Below are 16,034 nucleotides of genomic sequence, written 5' to 3' on the forward strand. Positions count from 1 at the left end.
TGCCGGGAAGCTAGCCCCGCCCCGCGAACGCGTCAAGAGCTGTCGCCTCCCCCTCCTGACCTGCACCCTCGCGAAACCCGCAGGTAACAGCGCCGACAACGCCGCACGAACAGCGACAACGCGCCTTCCCGGTACGGATGACACGATTCAATAACGGGGATCGGGACCGACAGACCCCTTGACGGCCACCGGTGGACGTGGATAGCTTCACAGCCGAATGAATCGATTCACTGGAGCCGGTTCACTGAGCCGATTCACCGAGCCATCCGAGGTGGACATGCCTGACATCGCAGCCGTCAAGGCCGCACTCACAGCCCAGCGGATCGAGACGCCGTCCTGGGGTTACGGCAATTCCGGCACCCGTTTCAAGGTCTTCGCCCAGGCCGGGGTGCCCCGTGACCCGTACGAGAAGCTCGACGACGCGGCCAAGGTGCACGAGTTCACCGGCGTCGCCCCCAAGGTGGCCCTGCACATCCCCTGGGACCGGGTCGACGACTACACCGCGCTCGGCGCCCACGCCAAGGAACGCGGCCTGGAACTGGGCGCGATCAACTCCAACGTCTTCCAGGACGACGACTACAAGCTCGGCAGCGTGTGCCACCCCGACCCCCGGGTCCGACGCAAGGCCACGGACCACCTGCTGGAGTGCGTCGACATCATGGACGCCACCGGCTCGGCCGACCTCAAGCTCTGGTTCTCCGACGGCACCAACTACCCCGGCCAGGACGACGTCGTGGGCCGCCAGGAACGGCTCGCCGAGGCCCTGGCGGAGGTCTACGAACGGCTCGGCGACGACCAGCGGATGCTGCTGGAGTACAAGCTCTTCGAGCCGGCGTTCTACACCACCGACGTCCCGGACTGGGGCACCGCGTACGCCCACTCCCTCCGGCTCGGCCCCAAGGCGCAGGTCGTCGTGGACACCGGTCACCACGCGCCGGGCACCAACATCGAGTTCATCGTCGCCCTCCTGCTGAGCCAGGGCAAGCTCGGCGGCTTCGACTTCAACTCCCGCTTCTACGCGGACGACGACCTGATGGTGGGCGCCGCCGACCCCTTCCAGCTCTTCCGGATCCTGCACGAGGTCGCCAAGAACCGCGGCTTCGAGACCGAGACCAACGTGGCCTTCATGCTCGACCAGTGCCACAACATCGAGGCCAAGATCCCCGCCGTGATCCGCTCCGTGATGAACGTCCAGGAGGCCACCGCCAAGGCCCTCCTGGTGGACCTCGACGCCCTGGGCGAGGCCCAGCGCTCCGGTGACGTCCTCGCCGCCAACGCCGTCCTGATGGACGCGTACAACACCGACGTGCGCCCCCTGCTGCGCGAGGTGCGCGAGGAGCGCGGGCTGGCCCCCGACCCCGTCGCCGCGTACCACGCCTCCGGCTGGCAGGAGCACATCGTCGCCGACCGCGTCGGCGGCACCCAGGCCGGCTGGGGCGCGTAGGCCCCGCCGCCCCCGCACCTCCTCGTTCCTCCCCTCCCGAAGGACACCCCATGGCACCCGCCACCCATCCGGAAGCCGCCGCGCTGCTGGAGCGCGCCCACCGCCTGGGCGCCGACCCGCGCAACACCAACTACGCCGGGGGCAACGCCTCCGCCAAGGCCACCGCCACCGATCCCGTCACCGGCGGCGCCGTGGACCTGATGTGGGTCAAGGGCTCGGGCGGCGACCTGGGCACGCTCACCGAGGCCGGCCTCGCCGTGCTGCGCCTGGACCGGCTGCGCGCCCTGACCGCCGTCTACCCGGGCCCCGAGCGCGAGGACGAGATGGTCGCGGCGTTCGACTACTGCCTGCACGGCAAGGGCGGCGCCGCCCCGTCCATCGACACGGCCATGCACGGCCTCGTCGACGCGGCCCACGTCGACCACCTGCACCCCGACTCGGGCATCGCGCTGGCCTGCGCCGCGGACGGCGAGAAGCTCACCCAGGAGTGCTTCGGCGACAAGGTCGCCTGGGTGCCGTGGCGGCGTCCCGGCTTCCAGCTCGGCCTGGACATCGCCGCCATCAAGGAGGCCAACCCGCAGGCCGTCGGCGTGGTCCTCGGCGGTCACGGCATCACCGCCTGGGGCGACACCTCCGAGGAGTGCGAGCGCAACGCCCTGTGGATCATCCGCACCGCCGAGGAGTTCCTGGAGCAGCACGGCAGGCAGGACCCGTTCGGCGCCGCGCTCCCCGGCTGGGAGCCGCTGCCGGAGGCCGAGCGCCGGGCACGGGCCGCGGCCCTCGCCCCCGTCCTGCGGGCGATCGCCTCCCAGGACCGCCCGCAGGTCGGCCACTTCACCGACTCCGCACCCGTGCTGGACTTCCTCGCGCACGCCGAGCACCCCCGGCTGGCCGCGCTCGGCACCTCCTGCCCGGACCACTTCCTGCGCACCAAGGTCCGCCCGCTCGTCCTCGACCTGCCCCCGACGGCGCCGCTCGAGGAGGCCGTGGCCCGCCTCGAGGAGCTGCACGCCGCCTACCGCGCCGACTACCGGGCGTACTACGACCGGCACGCCACCGAGGACTCCCCCGCCATCCGTGGCGCGGACCCGGCGATCGTCCTCGTCCCGGGCGTCGGCATGTTCAGCTACGGCAAGGACAAGCAGACCGCGCGCGTGGCGGGCGAGTTCTACGTCAACGCGATCAACGTGATGCGCGGCGCCGAGGCCGTCTCCACCTACGCGCCCATCGACGAGGCGGAGAAGTTCCGCATCGAGTACTGGGCGCTGGAGGAGGCCAAGCTCCAGCGGATGCCGAAACCCAAGCCGCTGGCGACCCGCATCGCCCTGGTGACCGGGGCGGGTTCGGGCATCGGCCGGGCCATCGCGCACCGCCTCGCGGCGGAGGGCGCCTGCGTGGTGGTCGCCGACGTCAACACCGACGGCGCGCGGACCGTCGCGGAGGAACTCGGCGGCCCCGACCGGGCGGTCGCGATCACCGTCGACGTGACGAGCGAGGAGGCCATCCGGGCCGGCTTCGACGAGGCCCTGCTGGCCTTCGGCGGGGTGGACCTGGTGGTCAACAACGCGGGCATCTCCATCTCCAAGCCGCTGCTGGAGACCACCGCCCGCGACTGGGACCTCCAGCACGACATCATGGCCCGCGGCTCCTTCCTCGTCTCCCGCGAGGCGGCCCGCGTGCTGGTCGCGCAGAAGCTCGGCGGCGACATCGTCTACATCGCCTCCAAGAACGCGGTCTTCGCCGGCCCCAACAACATCGCCTACTCCGCCACCAAGGCCGACCAGGCGCACCAGGTCCGGCTGCTGGCGGCCGAGCTCGGCGAGCACGGCATCCGCGTCAACGGCGTCAACCCCGACGGGGTCGTCCGCGGCTCGGGCATCTTCTCCTCCGGCTGGGGCGCGCAGCGCGCCGCGACGTACGGGGTGCCGGAGGAGAAGCTCGGCGAGTTCTACGCCCGGCGCACCATCCTCAAGCGCGAGGTGCTCCCCGAGCACGTCGCCAACGCGGTCTTCGCCCTGACCGGCGGCGAACTGACGCACACCACCGGCCTGCACGTCCCGGTCGACGCCGGCGTGGCGGCGGCGTTCCTGCGCTGACGCCGACGACACCGTGCGGGGGAGCCGGCCGGCCGGCTCCCCCGCACCCGTACCTCCACCGACCCCCGCGGTGCGCCGCACCGCACCGACCGCACCCGTCGCTCCGACCCGAACGACCAGAACACGAGGGGCCCACGTGCCATTCGCCGCCATCGACCTCGGCGCCACCAGCGGCCGCGTCATCCTCGGCCGGGTGGGCCCGGACCACCTCGTCCTCGACGAGGTGCACCGCTTCGCCAACACCCCCGTCCGGCTGCCCACCGGACTGCACTGGGACGTCCTCGCCCTGTTCCGGGAGAGCCTGGACGGGTTGCGCCTGGCGGCCCGGGCCGGGGACGGCGTGACGTCGGTCGGCATCGACAGCTGGGCCGTCGACTACGGGCTGCTCGACGCGGACGGCGCCCTGCTCGGGAACCCCCACCACTACCGCGACGGCCGGACGGAGCACGTCGCCGCACGCGTCAGGGACGACATCGGCGCGCAGCGGCTGTACGGGGTCACCGGGCTGCAGCACCTGCCGTTCAACACGCTCTTCCAGCTGGCGGCGGCCCGCGAGGGCGCGCAGTTCGCGGCCGCGAGGACCCTGCTGATGGTCCCGGACCTGCTCACCCACTGGCTCACCGGCGCCATCGGCGCCGAGGAGACCAACGCCTCCACCACCGGCCTGTTCGACGCGCGCACCGGCGCCTGGGCGGAGGAGATCCTCGGCCGGCTCGGCGTCGAGCCGCGCCTGCTGCCGCCGTTGCGGCGCCCGGGCGACCACGCCGGCACCCTCCTGCCCCACGTGGCCGCCCACACCGGGCTGCCGGAGGGCACCGCCGTCGTCACCGTGGCCTCGCACGACACCGCCTCCGCGGTGGCCGCCGTACCGGCCACCGGACCGCACTTCGCCTACATCTCCTGCGGCACCTGGTCGCTGGCGGGCCTGGAGCTGGACACCCCGGTCCTCACGGAGGCCTCGCGGCTCGCCAACTTCACCAACGAGCGCGGCATCGACGGCACCATCCGCTACCTGCGCAACATCATGGGCATGTGGCTCCTGGAGGAGTGCCGCCGCACGTGGGAGCAGCGGCAGGAAGGGCGGCCCCTGCAGGAACTGCTCGCCGCGGCCGCCGCCGCGGAACCCTTCGCCGCCCTCATCGACCCGGACGACCCCGTGTTCCTGGCACCCGGCGACATGCCCGCCCGGATCCACGCCTTCTGCCTGCGGACCGGTCAGCGGCCCCCGGAGTCCCACGGCGCGGTCGTCCGCTGCATCCTGGAGAGTCTGGCCCTGGCCCACCGGCGCACCCTCCGCGAGGCGGCCGGGCTCGCCGGCCGGGACATCCACCGCGTCCACCTCGTCGGCGGCGGCTCCCGCAACGAACTGCTGTGCCGGTTCACCGCCGACGCGACCGGCCTCCCGGTCGTCGCGGGCCCCACGGAGGCCACGGCCCTGGGCAACATCCTCGTCCAGGCCCGCGCCCACGGCACGATCGGCGACGGCCCGGACGGCCTGGCGGCGATGCGCGCCCTGGTCGCCGCCACCCAGCCGCTGCGCACCTACGAGCCGGCCGCGGACGGCCGCGCCTGGGACGCGGCGGCGGCACGGCTGGCGGAGTTCGGCGCGACGGGGCGGCCCTGAGGGGCGCCCCGCCGCTCAGCCCGCCGAGCGGCTGACGGCAACTCCCTGGCGCAGGGCACGCGGGATCTCGGCGACCTCTTCGACGGTCGCGATCAGCGCCTCGACCTGTTCCCGGGGCGCTTCACTGTCGATCTCGACGGTGTACGAGATACCGGTCGAACGCCATAGGGCGGTGTCGAAGCCGCCCTCCGCGCGCACCCGGACACCCCGCAGTTCCAGCCCGCCGGCCACGGCCTCCCGGTAGAGGTCGTTGACCACGCAGGCCGCCACTGCGAGGTTCAGCACGTGGCCGCCGGTGAACGCCGACCGCACCCCGACGCCGCCGGGCGTCCAGCGGTGCGGGAGCCGGACGTCGTCGCCGCCCTCCGCCAGGAAGGATCCCGCGCTCACCAGCACCGCGAACAGCTCGTCCATGCCCTGCCTCCCGTCGCCGCCCCCGGGGCCGCACCCCGCCCCGGAGCCTCCAGCATGATGCCGCAACCCGGGTCGGTGGGAGAGCACTTCGGCGGCCGTCCGGTTCCCCGGCCCTACTGCTGCGAGGCGAACTGCGAGCTGAAGTCGGCCGTGTCGGACGCAGGGGGCGCGGTGACGGCCTTGGTCCCGCCGAACTTGAGGAAGTCGATGGTCACCTTCGCCCTGCCCATCACCTGGACCATACGGACCGGCAGGTCCTTGCCGTCCGCCCAGACGTCGATCGTGACCTCGTCCACCGGCCCGGTGGCGGAGTTGAAGATGCTCTTCTCCTCCGCGGACGAGAGGGACTTCCCCACCTTGCCCAGCCGGCTCTTGTCCAGGGTCGCCCGGTAGTGACGGGCCTCGTGGCCGCGGATCGTCTGCTTCCCGAGGTCCTCGACATCCTCGGTGAGCCCGATGTAGCGCAGCCCCGCCGTCGGGTCGCCGCTCTTCGCGACCGCGGCGGCGCCCTCCTTGCCGAGGACCGCGGAGACGTCGACGCGCAGCCAGTGCTTGCCCTTCAGCAGGCCGGCGGGCTGCGGGTCGACGTTGTAGTAGTAGGCGCCGTCCACCATCAGCGCCCGCAGCTCCGGGTCGTCCTGCAGCGGCTGCATCTGCGCCGCCGAGGTGTCCATCATGACGTCGTAGGCGACGCCCTTGCCCCAGGAGTAGGTGCCCTTCATCGTGACGGGGCTGCCCAGCCCCAGATCGGTCGACATGTCGACCTCGGCCGAACCGGTCTTCTGCGTGTGGCTGGTGACACGGGCGAGGATCTGGGCGATCGAGTCCGTCCTGCTCACCGCGTCCGCCGTGTCACGCGCGGCGCTGCAGCCCGCCGTCGCGGCCAGCGCGACGGCGGCGGCCCCCACCGTTGCGGCGACCCGTATCCGCCGCTTCTCCCTCATGCCCTTGGTCTCGCTCATCATGCTGCCCACCCCTGGGTCGTTCGTGGTCGATCCTGTGTGCTCGCTGTGGACCGTATCGCGGCCGTCCGACACCGCTACACGCCGGTCGTGCCGTCGGCCAGTTCGCGCAGGAGGTCGAGGTGGCCGTTGTGGCGGGAGGTCTCCTCGACGAGGTGCAGCAGGATCCACCGGAGGTTGGGCCGGCGGCCGTCGCGGATGGACCGCTCGGCGACCGTGTCCAGCTCGTGCGCGGCGACGAGTTCGCGGTAACGGGCGGTGTGCGCCTCGTAGTCGGCCAGCAGGTCGGCGAGGGGGATGTCCACGGCGATCCGCATCTCGCGGTCGGGGTCCTCGTCCGTCCAGGGGCCCTCGTCCTCGCCGCCGAGGAACACCACCTCGAACCAGTAGTACTCCACCCAGCGGAGGTGGTTGACCAGTCCGCTGAGCGTCATCAGCGGGGAACCCGGGAGCGGGGCGCTGCGGGCGTGCTCCGGGGTGACGCCCTCGCACTTGGCGCGGGCGGTGTCACGGGCGTAGTCGAGGAGGGTCGTCAGCGCGGTGCGCTCGTCCCATGCGGTGGGGGTGTCGGTTCGCGTCATCGGCGGAATGCTGTCGGGAACGACCCCGGCGCGTCCACCGATTAACCGCGCCCCGCGGCGTCCCCCTGACAACAGATGTCAGCGGAGGACCGGATCATCGGTCCCCGTGACCACCACCGGACGTACGCGACGCCTCCTCCTGCCCGCCGTGTTCATCACCTCCCTCGGCAACAACATCCAGCTGATCGCCGCCGCCCTGCTGATGGTGCGGGCGCAGGGCTCGGTGCTCGACGTGGGCTGGCTCTTCGTCGCCGTCGCCGTCCCCCAGGCCGTGCTGTCCCCGTGGTTCGGCCGGCTGGCCGACCGCTTCGACCGGCGGGCGCTGTGGGCGGGCTGCGACCTGCTGAGCGCCGTCGTGGCCCTGGTCCCGGCACTTGGGACGGCGCTGGGCTGGCCACGCGGGGTGGTCGTCTACGGCAGCAACTTCGCGCTGGCGGTGACGGCCGCGCTCTTCGTGCCGGTGAGCGCGGCACTGGTCAAGGAGCGGGTGCCCGCGGGACGGCTGCGGCGCTTCAACGCCCGCTACGAGATGGCCCTGCAGAGCGGGATGCTGCTGTCGGCGGCGGTGGGCGGGATCGCACTGCAGTACGCCGGGCCCGCCCCGCTGTTCGTGTTCAACTCGGCCACCTTCGTGGTCTCCGCGGTCCTCGTCCTGGCGACCGGGCCCGGCCCGGGGCCGCGCTCCGCGTCGAAGGACTCCGCGGCGGTGCCCGCGGCGCGGCCGGTCCCGTCGCGCCGGCCGCTCGGGCCGCTGGTCGCGCTGTACGCGCAGGGCAGTGTGGTGGTGACGGTCTTCAACGCCCTGATGCCGGTGCTGGTCATCGCCGAGCTGCACCGGGGCGCCGCGGTCGTCGGCGCCGTGGACGCGCTCGGCGGCGCCGGCTTCCTGCTGGCGGCGGCCGCGTACCGGCGGACCGGGGCCCGGCTGGGGGACCTGCGGCTCGCGCTCACCGGCTTCTCCCTCTGCGCGGTGCTGTTCGCGCTGCAGCCCCGGTTCGGGGTGACGGGGCTGCTGCTGCTCGTACCGGCGGGGGCGTTCGTCTTCGGGCAGGCGCGCATCGCGTCGCGGACGCTGCTGATGACGGCGGTCGGCGAGGACCGCGTGGGGCGGGCCTTCGGGACGGCGAACGCCTACGGGCTCGCCGCGACCGTGGCCGTGATGCTCGGGACGTCGGCGGTCACCGACCGCGCCGGGGTGCCGACCGGCTTCGCGGCGGTCGCCGGTCTCAGCGCGGTGGCGTCCGCGGGGGCGGCGGTGTGGCTCGCGGCGGCGCGTAGTAGAGGGAGGCCAGCGCCCGTGCCGACTCCGCCAGCAGCTTCCGCAGCGGATCCGGCGCCAGGACTTCCAGGTCCGCGCCGAGCCTGAGGAACTCGCCGTGCGCGTGTGCGACCGACTCGATGGGCACGCGGGCGCGGACCCAGCCGTCCGGTTCCCGCTCGCCGTGCTCGGCCACCGCCCGGGCCACCGGGCGCGACAGCAGTGCGGGCACCCGCTCGGCGCCGCGCGGTGACAGCCGGATCAGGGCCTCGTCGCGGTGGAGCCGCGCGTGGAAGCCGGCGAGGTACTCCCGCCAGTACGCGGGCAGGTCGAAGCCGGACGGGAGGGCGAACGTCTCCTCGAGGACGCGGACGTCGAGGATCTGGTCGACCCGGTACGTCCGCGGCTCCCGTCCGTCGTGGGCGACCACGTACCAGCGGCCGGCCTTGAGGACCAGGCCGTACGGCTCGAGCCTGCGGTCGGTCTCGGCGGGCTCGCGCCAACGGCGGTAACGCACCCGCACGACCTGCCGGTTCCATACGGCGTCGGCCACCACGGGCAGGTGCGGCACCTGCTCGTCGGAGCTGTACCAGCCGGGCGCGTCCAGCAGGAAGCGCTCCCGCACCCGCTCCGCCCGCTCCCGCAGCGCCGGCGGCAGCGCGGCGCTGAACTTCAGCCGCGCCGTCGCCGCGGCCTCCCCTAGCCCCAGCTGCGCCGCCGGATCGGGCAGGGCGGCCAGGAACCACGCCTGCGTCTCGTCGGCGGTCAGGCCCGTCAGCCGGGTGCGATAGCCGTCGAGGAGCCGGTAGCCGCCCTCGTGCCCGGCGTCGCCGTACAGCGGGATGCCCGCCTCGTGCAGCGACTGCACGTCCCGGTAGATCGTGCGTACGGACACCTCCAGCTCCTCCGCCAGCTCCGCGGCGGTCATCCGGCCCCGCGACTGGAGGAGCAGGAGGAGGGAGACCAGCCGGCTCGCGCGCATGGCGGCAGTATCTCCGCACCCACCGACAGCGGCGGCGGTCCGGCGTGCGGAGGCCGGAATGTGCCCGCCGGGCACGAGGCACACGGCCGATTTGATGGCGCCCGGTGGAGCGCGCACTCTGGGGGATAGGGACTGCGACGGGTGTGTGATCGCCGACGATGAACACGAGTGACCCCGATGACCCGGCCGCCACGGCCGTGGTCACCGTCAGCGCGCGGGGGGCGGTCACGGGTTGGAGCGCGGGGGCGCGACGGCTGCTCGGGCGCCCGGCGCCGGAGGCGGTGGGACGTCCCGTCGACGAGGTGTTCGGTGCGGACGCGGGTGCGGTCCCCGTCGACCGGGAGTGGCGCGGGCGGGTGCGGGCGCGCCTGGGGGACGGACGGGAACGCGAACTCGACGTGCGGGTCTCCCCCGCGCTGGACGCCGACGACCGGCCCGCCGGCTGCGTCGTGACGGCCGCGCCCGTCGACCGGGACACGGCGCTGCTGCTGTGGGCCTTCCAGCAGTCCTCCGTCGCCATGGCCACGTACGACACGGACCTGCGCTACCACCGGGTCAACGACACCGCGGCCGGCATGATCGGCGTCCCCGCGGCGGAGCTCACCGGCCGCCCCTTCACCGGCCCGCTCCTGGACGACGAGGGGCGCCGGGGGTTCAACGAGCACCTGCGGCGGGTCGCGCAGACCGGCCGGCCGGTGCACTACGAGAGCCCGGCGGCCGCCGGGGCCGCGGGCGGCGAGCGGGCGTGGAGCACCGAGATGTGGCCGGTGCGGGACCCGCAGGGCCGGATCCGGGGCCTGGCGAGCGCGGCCTTCGACAGCACGGAGCAGTTCCGGGGGCGCCGGCGGCTGGCCCTGCTGAACGAGGCCGGCGCGCGGCTCGGCACCACCCTGGACGTGGTGCGCACCGCCGACGAGCTGGCGGAGCTGGCCGTGCCGCGCTTCGCCGACTTCGCCAGCGTGGACCTGCTGGACTCGGTGCTGCACGGCGAGGAGCCCCCGCCGGGTCCGCCCGGCCTCGGGGTGGAGCTGCGCCGGGTCGCCCACCGCACCTCGTCCGGCCGTGCCCCGGACGCGGCGGTCGACCTCGGCGAGCTCGACGTGTACCCGGAGTTCTCCCCGCCGTCCCGGGCCCTGGCCACCGGCCGGCCCGTGCTCAGCCGGCTCGGGCACCCGGACTTCACTCTGTGGCTGGCGCAGAACAGCCTGCGCGACGCCAAGGTCCACGAGTACGGCATTCATTCGGTGCTGGCCGTGCCCCTGCGGGCACGCGGCATCACCCTCGGGGTGGCGGTCTTCATCCGCTGGGCGCGTCCGGAGCAGTTCACCGAGGACGACCTGACGCTGACCGAGGAGCTCGCCGGACGGGCCGCGGTCTGCGTCGACAACGCGCGCCGCTACACGCGGGAGCACTCCACGGCGCTGACCCTGCAGCGCAGTCTGCTGCCGCTGCGGCTGCGCGAGCAGGCCGCGGTGGAGGTGGCCTCGCGCTACTTGCCCGCCGGGACCCGGGCGGGGGTCGGCGGCGACTGGTTCGACGTCATCCCGCTGTCCGGCACGAGGGTCGGCCTGGTCGTGGGCGACGTCGTGGGCCACGGCATCCACGCCTCGGCGACGATGGGGCGGCTGCGGACGGCGGTGCGCACCCTCGCGGACGTGGACCTGGCGCCGGACGAACTGCTCACCCACCTCGACGACCTGGTCACGCACCTGGACCCCGAGGACGGCCGGGGCCGGGAGGTGTCGCCCGCCGAGACCAGCGGCGAGCTGGGGGCGACCTGCCTGGTCGCCGTGTACGACCCGATCGCCCGCCGCTGCACCGTCGCCAGTGCCGGGCACCCGGCGCCCGCGGTGCGCTTCCCGGACGGCAGGGTCGAGATGGTCCCGATCTCCGCGGGTCCGCCGCTGGGCGTGGGAGGGCTGCCGTTCGAGGCTGTCGAGCTGGACCTGCCGGCGGGCAGCCTGCTGGCGATGTTCACGGACGGACTGGTCAAGAGCCAGGACTTCGACCTGGACGCCGGCCTGGCGCGGCTGCGCTCCGCGCTGGCCGCCCCCGCCCCGACGATCGAGGCCGTCTGCGACACCGTCCTGAAGACCCTCCCCTCGGACCGCCCGGTGGACGACGTCGCGCTGCTGCTCGCCCGTACCCGGGCGCTCGACGACGGCCAGGTCGCGGTGTGGGACGTGCCGGACGACCCCGCGCACGTCGCGGACGCCCGGCGGGCGGTGGCGGCGCGGCTGGTCGCCTGGGGCCTGGACGAGGCGGTGTTCGTCACCGAGCTGGTGGTGAGCGAGCTGGTGACCAACGCGATCCGGTACGGGGCCCCGCCGATCCAGCTGCGGCTGATCCGCGACCGCACCCTGATCTGCGAGGTCTCCGACGGCAGCAGCACCGCCCCGCACCTGCGCCGCGCGCTGTCCGACGACGAGGGCGGCCGCGGCCTGCTGCTGGTCGCGCAGCTGAGCCAGGCCTGGGGCTCCCGGCAGACCTCGGCGGGCAAGACCATCTGGGCCGAACAGGCGTTTCCCCCGGCCGGACGATGAGCCACGGCACGTCCGGGTTCCCCGCGTCGCGCCGATCCTGACGAGCTGTCAGTCTCGGATGCATGACCGCTCGCTTCCCCGTGGCCGTCCTGAGCTGGACGGTCCTCGTCCCGGTGCTCTCGGTGGTCCTGCTGGCCCTGACGTGGGGACGTGTGCTTCCGGTGGCCGTGGTCGTGGTCGTCGCGGTCTTCCTGGCGGTCGCGGTGCTCGCCGCCGTCCACCATGCGGAGGTGGTGGCGCACCGGGTGGGCGAGCCCTACGGGGCGCTCGTGCTGGCGGTGGCGGTGACCGTGATCGAGGTGGCCCTGATCCTCACCCTGACGGCGGACGGCGGCCCCAAGAGCGCGGGCCTGGCCCGGGACACCGTCTTCGCGGCGGTCATGATCACCTGCAACGGCATCATGGGGCTCTGCCTGCTGGTGGGGGCGCTGCGGCGGCGGGTGGCCGTCTTCAACCCGGAGGGGACGGGCGCCTCCCTGGCGACGGTGGCGACCCTGGCCACCCTGAGCCTGGTGCTGCCGACGTTCACCACCAGCACCCCGGGCCCGCGGTTCTCCACCGCCCAGCTCACCTTCGCCGCCCTGGCGTCGCTGGTGCTGTACGGCCTGTTCGTGGCGACGCAGACGGTACGGCACCGGGCGTACTTCCTGCCGGTGAAGCCGGGCGGCGAGGTGATCGACGTCTCGGAGGAGGACTCCGTGCCGCCGACCGCCCGCGCCGCGCTGTTCAGCCTGGCGCTGCTGGTGGTGGCGCTGATCGCGGTCGTGGGGCTGGCCAAGGTGGAGTCGCCGACGATCGAGCAGGGCGTGCAGTACGCCGGTCTGCCGTCCTCCTTCGTCGGCGTCGTCATCGCCCTGCTGGTGCTGCTGCCCGAGACCATCGCCGCGGTCCGGGCCGCCGCCCGCGACCGGGTCCAGACCAGCCTCAACCTGGCGCTCGGCTCGGCGATGGCGAGCATCGGGCTGACCATCCCGGCGGTCGCGGTGGCGTCGCTCTGGATGTCCGGCCCGCTGCTGCTGGGGCTGGGAGCCACGCACATGGTGCTGCTGGCGATCACCGTGGCCGTGGGCACGCTGACGGTGATACCCGGACGCGCCACCCCCTTGCAGGGCGCGGTGCACCTGGCGCTGCTGGCGGCGTACGTGGTGCTGGCGATCAGCCCCTGAGCGGACGGGGCCCTACCGGCAGCCGGCGACGACGCGGCCGGACAGGACGGCCTCGACGAAGGACTCCGGCGGGGCGTAGTGGTGGGCCAGGACGTAGTGGACGACCAGGTCGGGGGCGATCAGCCAGGTGCCGGGGGCGCCCTCCACCCGTACCTCGCCGTGGCCCACCAGGATGCGCTCGCCGCCGCGGGAGACGCTCACCGGGTTGAAGCGGCCGCCCCCGATCAGCCTGCGGCGGCACAGGGTGCAGCCGTACCAGCCGTGGGTGATGGCGCACAGGTGGTCGCGGCACAGCGCGAAGAGACGGTCGGAGAACTCCTCGGAGGGCTCGGCCCGCGGGAAGGGGTGGGCCGGGTCCAGCCAGCCGACGGCACGGGCGGAGACGTCCGGCGGAATCGTTTCTGTGAAGTAGGCGTACGGGCCCAGGTCCTCGTAGTACGGCATCGCAGCCTCTCCCGCCCGCGGACCCCGCCCGCGCGCACCGTCTCCGATCGATCGCGGGCAAGCGTCCAGCAGCGGAGCCCGTAGGTCAATCACCCGTACGTGGCGGGCCCCGCCGGCGCGCTCCCGAAGGCGGTGCGGTCCACCCGAAGGAGACCGGCGCCGGACACCAGTCCCGGACGCCGCGCGGGTCAGCCGACGACCGGCTGCTCGTCCCTGCCGTCCTCGACCCGCGGCGCGGGCACCACCGGCTCGCGGCCGAGCCAGCCGGCCAGCAGCCCGTGCACGGACCCGGCGCCCACCAGCCGTTCCAGCGGATCGGGACCGTCGAGGTCGAACGGGTGCAGCAGGAAGGCGTGGCTCTGGTCGCCGCCCAGGCCGCCGTGCGAACCCACCTGCTCCTCGAAGGCGTGCACCGCACGGGTGACGGGGTCGTAGGCGGAGTTGACCATGATGTCGGCGGCGTGCGGGAAGCGGGCGGTGCGCAGCACCGCGGCCGCCGCCCCCGGCCCGAACGGTGCCAGCGGGTCGCGGCCGGTGACCCGGCCCGTCTCCAGTTCGTGCTCGCCGCCGTCCCCGCCGAGCACGAGCGGCCCGCGCTCGCGGTCCAGGACCAGCACGAAACCGATGCCCGGGTGCTCGGCCAGCGTCCGCAGCAGGGCCGGGTGGCGGGCCTCGACACCCTGCCGGTCCGCGCGCCCCGGAAGGTCGGGGAAGGAGATCAGCGCCAGGTTCCCCGAGGCCAGCACCACCGGGTCGGTGGCCGGCCCGGCCGTCTCCTGCTCCTCGCCCGAGCGGCCCCCGTGCTCGGGGCGGTGCAGCGCCGCCCGGGCCGCCGCACGCGCCTCCGCGCCGCTGGCCGTGCCCCGCGCGCGCCGGCGCACGGGCAGCCCGCACCCGGCCCGCACCAGGTCCCTCAGTGTCAGCCCGTACGCGCTCTCGAAGGTCTCGCCGTGGCTCTGGCCGTGGTCGGAGAGCAGCACGATCCGGTAGGGCCGCGGCGCGTACCGCGAGGCGTCCGCGATCAGCCGGATCGCGCGGTCCAGCCGCCGCAGCACCCGCATCGCGTCCCGGCTGCGGGGACCCGAGTGGTGCGCGACCTCGTCGTACGCGACCAGGTCGGCGTAGACGGCGCCGCGCCCGGCGAGCATGTCGCCGACGACGGCCGCCACCGCCACGTCGCGCTCGACGACGGTCGCGAAGGCCCGCAGGAAGGGGTAGAGCCCGCCGCGCCGCACCCGGGGACGTTCGTGGCGCGCCCGCGCGGAGACCGACTCGGTGACCTCGCGGCCGACCTCCGCGAGGAAGGACGCGGCGGTGCGCACGGCGTTGGCCGGGTCGGAGAAGTACGCGAAGTAGCCGGTCCGGGAGCGGGTGGCGCTCACCCGGGCGAGGACGGCCGCGGGATCGCCGCCCTCCGGGGCCCCGACCGCCCGGGACCGCAGCCGGGCCATCGCGAGCCGGTCGGCGGAGAACCGCCGGCGGCGCGTCGACACCGACATCACCAGCGCCAATTGCTCGGCGCCGCCGCTGAACAGGTTGCCCCGGCTCGCGCCGTCCGGTGCCAGCAGTCCGGGCCGCCCGGTGCGGGCGACCGCGCGGCGCTCCAGTTCCGCCGCGCAGGAGGGCCGGTTGCAGACCATGACCTGCCCGGTCTCCTTCTCGTACCAGCGGAAGGCCGGTACGTCCTCGTTGCTGCCGTGCAGGATGGCCAGCTGGCTGGCGCCGGTCTGGCTGCTCCAGTCGGTCGTCCACGGCACCAGCCGGTGGCTGCCGTCGAGCCATGCGGCGACCGTCTCCATCGCGGGCGGGCGCAGCCGCCCCTTGCGCGTGACCGGGCGCACCGCCTCGCGCAGCACGTCGTGGCCGACGCCGTCCAGCTGGACGAAGACGAAGCCCGGATCGCGTGCGCCGTCGGCACCGGCCGCCCCGGGGCCCGCGACCCGGCGCCGGCCCGCCAGGCGGGCCAGCCGCCGGCCGTACGCCGCGTCGTCGCGCATGGCGAGGGTCGTGCTCGTCGCGGACGAGGCCGCGGACATCACGGCGGCGATCACCACGGCCGTGGCCGGCGCGATGTCGCCCTGCCAGTCCGGGGTGAAGCGGAGCGCGAGCAGCAGCAGCGAACCGTTGAGGAAGAACACCAGCAGGCCCAGCACCAGCGCGGGCACCAGCAGCACGGCGCGCACGAGCACCGGCCAGACCAGGGCGCTCAGCAGGCCGAAGGCACCGGCGGCGACCGCTGCCGTCACCGCGATCCGGGTGGGGCTGTCGCCGGTCGGCGGCTGGATGCGGAAGTCCGGCAGGATCCCGGCGAGCACGGCCATCGTCGCCGTCGACACCGCCCATACGACCAGCACGCGGACGATCGCGCCCCCGACGGCCCGCCACCGACGCAGCACGCCCACCCCTCCTCACGACTCCTCACGTCTGCCCGCGGCACCCAACACGAATGCCCCCAGACTGTCACAGTCCTCCCCGCACCCCGCGGCGCACCGGGGGCACACGGCGGGCACGCCGGAGCAT

The 16,034-nt window shown here is 74.2% G+C and carries 11 protein-coding genes and 1 pseudogene; 6 read left to right on the forward strand and 6 right to left on the reverse strand.

Translation table 11 applies throughout. The features are described from left to right. The first annotated feature begins 277 nt into the window (after positions 1–277). The 3 genes from rhaI (at position 278) to ACFZAU_RS30770 (ending at position 5,164) form a co-directional block, all read left to right on the forward strand. Positions 278–1,444, forward strand: coding sequence for an L-rhamnose isomerase (rhaI, locus tag ACFZAU_RS30760; RefSeq protein ID WP_500554853.1), 1,167 nt, complete (start codon positions 278–280; stop codon positions 1,442–1,444). 50 nt (positions 1,445–1,494) lie between these two features. Continuing rightward, positions 1,495–3,540 (forward strand): bifunctional aldolase/short-chain dehydrogenase, encoded by a 2,046-nt coding sequence (locus ACFZAU_RS30765; protein ID WP_500554854.1) that lies wholly within the window; start codon positions 1,495–1,497, stop codon positions 3,538–3,540. A 136-nt stretch (positions 3,541–3,676) separates the two neighbouring features. Continuing rightward, positions 3,677–5,164, forward strand: a complete 1,488-nt coding sequence (locus tag ACFZAU_RS30770; RefSeq protein WP_500554855.1) for a rhamnulokinase — start codon at positions 3,677–3,679, stop codon at positions 5,162–5,164. 15 nt (positions 5,165–5,179) lie between these two features. Here the strand turns inward: ACFZAU_RS30770 and ACFZAU_RS30775 are convergent, their stop codons facing one another. The 3 genes from ACFZAU_RS30775 to ACFZAU_RS30785 all read right to left on the reverse strand — a co-directional run bounded on the left by ACFZAU_RS30775 (position 5,180) and on the right by ACFZAU_RS30785 (position 7,121). Beyond that, entirely contained in the window at positions 5,180–5,578 is a 399-nt protein-coding gene (locus ACFZAU_RS30775) for an OsmC family protein (protein WP_500554856.1), read from the reverse strand. A gap of 113 nt (positions 5,579–5,691) precedes the next feature. Continuing rightward, on the reverse strand, positions 5,692–6,543 hold the full coding sequence (locus tag ACFZAU_RS30780) for an SCO4651 family lipoprotein (protein WP_500554857.1): 852 nt from the start codon (positions 6,541–6,543) through the stop codon (positions 5,692–5,694). Between the two features lie 74 nt (positions 6,544–6,617). Next, complete coding sequence (locus tag ACFZAU_RS30785) at positions 6,618–7,121, reverse strand: DinB family protein (RefSeq protein WP_500554858.1); 504 nt, start codon at positions 7,119–7,121, stop codon at positions 6,618–6,620. A 7-nt stretch (positions 7,122–7,128) separates the two neighbouring features. On the opposite strand from ACFZAU_RS30785, the pseudogene ACFZAU_RS30790 reads away from it, so the two are divergent. Beyond that, positions 7,129–8,238 (forward strand): annotated as a pseudogene (locus ACFZAU_RS30790) (MFS transporter); the annotation flags it as partial. 109 nt (positions 8,239–8,347) lie between these two features. On the opposite strand, the gene ACFZAU_RS30795 reads toward ACFZAU_RS30790, so the two are convergent. Next, entirely contained in the window at positions 8,348–9,361 is a 1,014-nt protein-coding gene (locus ACFZAU_RS30795; RefSeq protein WP_500554859.1) for a helix-turn-helix transcriptional regulator, read from the reverse strand. A gap of 158 nt (positions 9,362–9,519) precedes the next feature. Here ACFZAU_RS30795 and ACFZAU_RS30800 point away from each other — a divergent pair, with 158 nt between their 5' ends. Then, complete coding sequence (locus ACFZAU_RS30800; RefSeq protein WP_500554860.1) at positions 9,520–11,904, forward strand: SpoIIE family protein phosphatase; 2,385 nt, start codon at positions 9,520–9,522, stop codon at positions 11,902–11,904. Positions 11,905–11,966: 62 nt separating this feature from the next. Beyond that, positions 11,967–13,070 (forward strand): calcium:cation antiporter, encoded by a 1,104-nt coding sequence (locus tag ACFZAU_RS30805; RefSeq protein ID WP_500554861.1) that lies wholly within the window; start codon positions 11,967–11,969, stop codon positions 13,068–13,070. A 12-nt stretch (positions 13,071–13,082) separates the two neighbouring features. Here the strand turns inward: ACFZAU_RS30805 and ACFZAU_RS30810 are convergent, their stop codons facing one another. Together ACFZAU_RS30810 and ACFZAU_RS30815 are read right to left on the reverse strand one after the other, a co-directional pair. Further along, a complete protein-coding gene (locus ACFZAU_RS30810; RefSeq protein WP_500554862.1) occupies positions 13,083–13,514 on the reverse strand; it encodes a DUF7919 family protein in 432 nt (143 codons plus the stop codon). Positions 13,515–13,702: 188 nt separating this feature from the next. Beyond that, a complete protein-coding gene (locus ACFZAU_RS30815) occupies positions 13,703–15,916 on the reverse strand; it encodes a phage holin family protein (RefSeq protein ID WP_500554863.1) in 2,214 nt (737 codons plus the stop codon). Positions 15,917–16,034 lie beyond the last annotated feature (118 nt).

It is taken from the genome of Streptomyces sp. NPDC008238 (assembly GCF_042956445.1).
Classification (GTDB): domain Bacteria; phylum Actinomycetota; class Actinomycetes; order Streptomycetales; family Streptomycetaceae; genus Actinacidiphila.

Excerpts from the sequence above, each read along its gene's own strand:
- ACFZAU_RS30785 (WP_500554858.1), bottom strand. The coding sequence starts at position 7,121 with ATGACGCGAACCGACACCCCCACCGCATGGGACGAGCGCACCGCGCTG.
- rhaI (WP_500554853.1), top strand. The coding sequence starts at position 278 with ATGCCTGACATCGCAGCCGTCAAGGCCGCACTCACAGCCCAGCGGATC.
- ACFZAU_RS30810 (WP_500554862.1), bottom strand. The coding sequence starts at position 13,514 with ATGCCGTACTACGAGGACCTGGGCCCGTACGCCTACTTCACAGAAACG.
- ACFZAU_RS30775 (WP_500554856.1), bottom strand. The coding sequence starts at position 5,578 with ATGGACGAGCTGTTCGCGGTGCTGGTGAGCGCGGGATCCTTCCTGGCG.
- ACFZAU_RS30765 (WP_500554854.1), top strand. The coding sequence starts at position 1,495 with ATGGCACCCGCCACCCATCCGGAAGCCGCCGCGCTGCTGGAGCGCGCC.
- ACFZAU_RS30780 (WP_500554857.1), bottom strand. The coding sequence starts at position 6,543 with ATGATGAGCGAGACCAAGGGCATGAGGGAGAAGCGGCGGATACGGGTC.
- ACFZAU_RS30805 (WP_500554861.1), top strand. The coding sequence starts at position 11,967 with ATGACCGCTCGCTTCCCCGTGGCCGTCCTGAGCTGGACGGTCCTCGTC.
- ACFZAU_RS30795 (WP_500554859.1), bottom strand. The coding sequence starts at position 9,361 with ATGCGCGCGAGCCGGCTGGTCTCCCTCCTCCTGCTCCTCCAGTCGCGG.
- ACFZAU_RS30800 (WP_500554860.1), top strand. The coding sequence starts at position 9,520 with ATGAACACGAGTGACCCCGATGACCCGGCCGCCACGGCCGTGGTCACC.